A 5,020-nucleotide genomic window follows, 5' to 3' on the forward strand; every position below is an offset into this window, starting at 1 on the left:
CCGGGACAGGTTCTCCAAAGGAGAGGACTTCCGACGCCCTAAAACTCATAAAACATGCAAAAAATCATGTTTTTTTCCTGCCCTTTTCCTTTGGAAATGCAAAGCATTCATTGCGGCAATTAAAAAATATATACGCACGAAATAAAAGGCTTGGGATGAGGTAGAAATAACAATCTAAGCTTATCCCGAACTCACGTTAATTTAAGTTATGGTTATTTAACCTGGCTTAATGGCAAAAGCAGTTATATGGTGCCAGGATCGCAATTGGTTTTGCCCGGCCCGCTTATACCCAATGCACCCGCTGATATGTATGCAGCATTGGGCAAGAACGACCAGAAGATATATGTTGTTCCGTCGCAGCAACTGGTGGTAATAAGAATGGGTGAACGCGCCGGCGGTTTCCCGGCAGCCTTATCGGGTTTTGATAATGAATTATGGGGAAAGCTGAAAACCGTGATTGGTTTTTAAAGCTTACCGTTCTGCAGATTTTGTTGTGAGGAAGTTTTCGTACGCCAGCTTAATGCCTTGTTTTAAATGCGTGGTATGTTTCCATCCTTTGCCATGCAATTTTGAAACATCCAGCAGCTTTCTTGGCGTGCCATCAGGTTTTGATGTATCAAATTTTATTTCACCTTTATATCCCACAATATCTTTTATAAGCAAAGCCAGCTCTTTTATAGAAACTTCTTCGCCGGTTCCAATGTTTATCAAACCCTTTTCATCATAATTATCCATGAGGTAAATGCAGGCATCGGCAAGGTCGTCGGCAAACATAAATTCGCGAAGCGGCGAGCCGCTGCCCCAGATGGTTACAGATGCAGCGTTATTTATTTTAGCTTCATGAAAACGCCGTATCAACGCTGGCAATACATGCGAATTTTCAGGATGATAGTTATCGTTAATGCCATATAAATTGGTGGGCATAGCCGAAATATAATTGCAGCCATATTGGTCGCGGTAAGCATCGCATAATTTCAATCCTGCAATCTTTGCAATGGCGTAAGGCTCATTCGTCTGTTCAAGCAGGCCGGTTAAAAGATAATCTTCTTTTATCGGCTGCGGCGCCATTTTAGGATAGATACAGCTTGAACCGAGAAACAACAATTTCTTTACATTGTTTTCATAAGAAGCATGAATAATGTTGTTTTGAATCTGCAGGTTATCATACAAAAAATCCGCACGGTACGTATTATTGGCAACAATACCGCCCACTTTTGCCGCGGCTAAAAAAACATATTCAGGTTTTTCTTCAGCAAAAAAACCTGCCACTGCCTGCTGGTTGCGCAGGTCTAATTCCTTCGATGTTCTCAAAACAAAATTGCTGTAACCGAGGCTTTGCAGCTTTCTTAAAATAGCAGAACCCACCATGCCGCTGTGCCCGGCTATGTAGATTTTTGAATCTTTGTTCATGATGATTTAGTACGTAATAACGTTTCCGTTTACATGCAGTTCCAGTTCTTTCTTTTCCGCAGCCTTCACACGGCCAACAACCCTGGCTTCTATATTAAATTGCTTTGCTTCCTCAATTAAAGCTGCGGCTGTTGCTGCATCTGTAAAAATTTCAAGGCGGTGGCCCATGTTAAACACCTGGTACATTTCTTTATCATTGGCTTTTGAATTTTCCTGTATGATCTGAAAAATTTCAGGTGCTTCAAACAAATTGTCTTTTATAATTTTTAATGGCTGCGGCAAATACTTCATGCATTTTGTCTGGCCGCCGCCGCTGCAATGAATAACGCCATCTATCTTTTCAAAATATTTCTCAAGCAATACTTTCATTAATGGCGCATACGTGCGGGTTGGGCTGAGCAGAAGGTTACCGATGTTAAGCTGTGAGCTATCAATTACATCATTGAATTTATTCCTGCCAATATATACAACATCATCGCTTAAGGAAGGCTCGAAGGTTTCCGGGTATTTTTTAGCATAAAATTTATGCAGCACATCGTGGCGGGCGCTGGTTAAGCCATTGCTCGCTATGCCGCTGTTGTAAGCATCTTCATATACCGCCTGGCCGCTGCTGGCAAAACCAACAATCACATTGCCCGGCTTTATTTTTTCATTGGTGATGATTTTATTTTTCGGCCATCTTGCCATCATGGTTCCGTTCACGGCAATGGTGCGCACCACATCGCCAACATCGGCTGTTTCGCCACCAAGAAAATGAATGTTGATGCCGAATGATTGCATGCGGTTAAAGAAATCCTGGGAGGCATTAATTACCTGTTCCAGCACGTCGCCGGGTATAAGTAATTTATTCCTGTCAATGGTGGAAGAAAAAATAATGTTATCATAAATGCCCACACAAAGCAGGTCATCGAGGTTCATTACGATAGCATCCTGCGCAATGCCTTTCCAAACAGTAATATCGCCGGTTTCTTTCCAGTACAAATAGGCGAGAATGCTTTTGGTGCCGGCGCCATCGGCATGCATCACGTTTATATATGCATCATCATTACCAATAAAATCAGGATATATTTTGCAGAAGGCAAATTCATATAAACCCTTATCCAGGTTTTTTATGGCAGCATGCACTTCTTCTTTCTGGGCAGAAACACCACGCCTGGCATAAAGGCCGTTTCCCCCATCCCCTGAAGGGGTGTATTGAACCTGCTGACTGTTTGTTTTCATTCGTAAATGTTTGATTTTTCAATGGCCTCATGGAACCTCGCTATGTACATTCCCCTGTGTGAGAAAAAATTATCATGCTCGGTTTCATTCGTACAAGTTTGATTTTTCAATGGTCTCATGGAACCTCGCTATGTACCTGCCTCACCGGCAGGCAGGCATTCCCCTCCCGAAGCTGGTTCGGGACAGGTTGTGTGAGAAAAATTATCATGCTCGGTTTCATCGCGGCAAAAATAAGTTTTGATACTATTAATTATAAACAACTTTAATAACACCCTTTAGGGCCGGGGCTTATATTTGCCTTTATGCAGGTGCATCGTTCCATAAATAATTTACCACAGTTTAAAAATTCGGTTGTAACCATCGGCACGTTTGATGGCGTGCACCTTGGCCATCAGCAAATAATAAAACAATTAAAAGAAGAGGCTGAAAGAATAAACGGCGAAACCATCATCATAACTTTTCACCCGCACCCCCGTTCTGTAGTTACTGCAAAAAATCCCGTTTACCTGCTGAACACGCCTGATGAAAAAATAAGTTTGCTTTCATCTTTCGGCATTGATCATTTGATCGTTGTTCCTTTCGACAAAAGTTTTTCGGAACAAACACCTGACGAATATGTTGTTAATTTTTTGTTTGAAAAATGCAGGCCGCATACGCTCATCATCGGTTACGATCACCGCTTTGGTAAAAACAGGGCAGGCGATTATCATTTGCTGGAACGTTTTGGGAAAACGCTTGGCTTTACGGTGAAGGAAATTCCCGAGCGGCTTATTAACGATATTACCGTAAGCTCCACGCGCATTCGCGAAGCTTTGCTGGCCGGTGAAATAGAAACAGCCAACAGCTATTTGGGCTATAAATATTTTTTTGAAGGCATGGTGGTGGATGGAAACAAACTGGGCAGAACGCTTGGTTACCCAACAGCAAATATTATTATTCATGATGAAGATAAGCTGGTGCCGGCCAACGGCATTTACGTGGCGGAGGCGGAGATAGGAGAGAAGGCAACAGTGAATAATGAAAGATCAATTGTTGGCTCACCGCTCACCGCTCACCGCTCACCGCTTCTCCAGGGCATGATGAGCATCGGCATTCGTCCAACTGTAAATGGAAAAGACCGTACCATTGAAATGAATATCTTTAATTTTAATGAAGATATTTATGGTTGTATCATGAAGGTTTTTGTTTGTCAATATCTGCGTAAAGAAGAAAAATTTAATTCGCTGGAAGAACTGGTGAACCAGATTGATATAGACAAGCAAAACAGCCTGCAATATTTTGAGGGCCTTAAAAAGGGCTGACTTAATGAAAAGCATCAAATCTGGATGGTGCTAAGTTAAGTGTGAGTTATCAGCAGTGAATAGTAAGTAATTCAACACTCACAACTGACCCTCACTCCCCACTTTAAATACGGCATTCATTATTGACATAACAATAGAGCCATTACAATACTTTATTCCATGTAATTTATATGCATCTATTGCATCTGTTCGGTTTATTTAAAGGTATAAACAAGTTTTCTCTTTTCAAATTCTTTAAGCTCTTATTTTATATGTAAACATTATTGTCTGGTTAAAAATTTTACCCGGACAATAATGATATGTAAACTTTAACAGCAATCATGCATAAAGAAATTATTATACAGACAGGCAATATAAACAATGCAACAAAAGCATTGATCATGCTGCATGGCAGGGGCGGCAGCGCAGAAGATATTTTGTCGCTTGCCACGCATTTGAATGTAAAAGCGTATGCCCTCTTTGCACCCCAGGCTGCAAACAATACGTGGTATCCGTATTCTTTTTTAGCTCCGCCCCGGGAAAATGAGCCCTGGCTGAGCGCTGCGTTGGAATTAGTGGGCAAAACGGTTGATGCCGCCATGAAAAGAGGAATTGCGAAAAAAGATATTTATTTCATGGGCTTTTCGCAGGGCGCATGTTTAGCGTTGGAGTTCATTGCACGCCATGCTGCAAAATATGGCGGTGCAGTCATATTCACCGGCGGGCTGATCGGCGATAAAATTTATGCTGAAAATTATAAAGGCAATTTTGATGCAATGCCTGTTTTCATCGGTACAAGCGATCCCGATTTTCATGTGCCTGCAGCGCGGGTATATGCCACAACCCATATTTTAAAAAATATGGGCGCTGATGTTACAGAGAAAGTATATAACAATATGGGGCATACAATTATTAAGGATGAAATTGACCTGGCAAATGAGCTTGTTTTTAAGTAAATGCAAGCGTAAAAACAATCTTTATTGCCTTAGAAGCTGTCTAGATTTAATATTTTCAATCACCATTGCCATTTTTAAATAGAAAAAATTGGATGATTTCGCTGAATTTGATGTCAAAGCCAATAAAAAATAGCTGTTTTTGCTACTATACAA

General features: G+C 41.2%; 5 protein-coding genes. 3 read left to right on the forward strand and 2 right to left on the reverse strand.

Annotation, left to right across the window (positions count from 1 at the left end; all coding sequences use genetic code 11):
- The first annotated feature begins 246 nt into the window (after positions 1-246).
- Positions 247-468, forward strand: coding sequence for a hypothetical protein (locus QM629_RS07145; protein WP_415158638.1), 222 nt, complete (start codon positions 247-249; stop codon positions 466-468).
- A 3-nt stretch (positions 469-471) separates the two neighbouring features.
- Here the strand turns inward: QM629_RS07145 and fcl are convergent, their stop codons facing one another.
- The gene (fcl, locus tag QM629_RS07150) at positions 472-1,410 is read right to left on the reverse strand and encodes a GDP-L-fucose synthase (RefSeq protein ID WP_415158640.1); all 939 of its coding nucleotides are present in this window, start codon (positions 1,408-1,410) and stop codon (positions 472-474) included.
- Positions 1,411-1,416: 6 nt separating this feature from the next.
- On the reverse strand, positions 1,417-2,631 hold the full coding sequence (locus QM629_RS07155) for an AIR synthase related protein (RefSeq protein ID WP_415158642.1): 1,215 nt from the start codon (positions 2,629-2,631) through the stop codon (positions 1,417-1,419).
- A 302-nt stretch (positions 2,632-2,933) separates the two neighbouring features.
- On the opposite strand from QM629_RS07155, the gene QM629_RS07160 reads away from it, so the two are divergent.
- Positions 2,934-3,932, forward strand: a complete 999-nt coding sequence (locus tag QM629_RS07160; RefSeq protein ID WP_415158644.1) for a bifunctional riboflavin kinase/FAD synthetase — start codon at positions 2,934-2,936, stop codon at positions 3,930-3,932.
- Positions 3,933-4,252: 320 nt separating this feature from the next.
- Positions 4,253-4,867, forward strand: coding sequence for an alpha/beta hydrolase (locus QM629_RS07165; RefSeq protein ID WP_415158646.1), 615 nt, complete (start codon positions 4,253-4,255; stop codon positions 4,865-4,867).
- The last annotated feature ends 153 nt before the right edge of the window (positions 4,868-5,020 follow it).

The organism is Parafilimonas sp., from assembly GCF_047606085.1.
In the GTDB taxonomy this organism is placed as follows: domain Bacteria; phylum Bacteroidota; class Bacteroidia; order Chitinophagales; family Chitinophagaceae; genus Parafilimonas.

What these genes read in the sequence shown, in the direction of transcription:
- QM629_RS07155 (WP_415158642.1), bottom strand. Translation starts at nt 2,631, where the DNA reads ATGAAAACAAACAGTCAGCAGGTTCAATACACCCCTTCAGGGGATGGG.
- QM629_RS07160 (WP_415158644.1), top strand. Translation starts at nt 2,934, where the DNA reads ATGCAGGTGCATCGTTCCATAAATAATTTACCACAGTTTAAAAATTCG.
- fcl (WP_415158640.1), bottom strand. Translation starts at nt 1,410, where the DNA reads ATGAACAAAGATTCAAAAATCTACATAGCCGGGCACAGCGGCATGGTG.
- QM629_RS07145 (WP_415158638.1), top strand. Translation starts at nt 247, where the DNA reads ATGGTGCCAGGATCGCAATTGGTTTTGCCCGGCCCGCTTATACCCAAT.
- QM629_RS07165 (WP_415158646.1), top strand. Translation starts at nt 4,253, where the DNA reads ATGCATAAAGAAATTATTATACAGACAGGCAATATAAACAATGCAACA.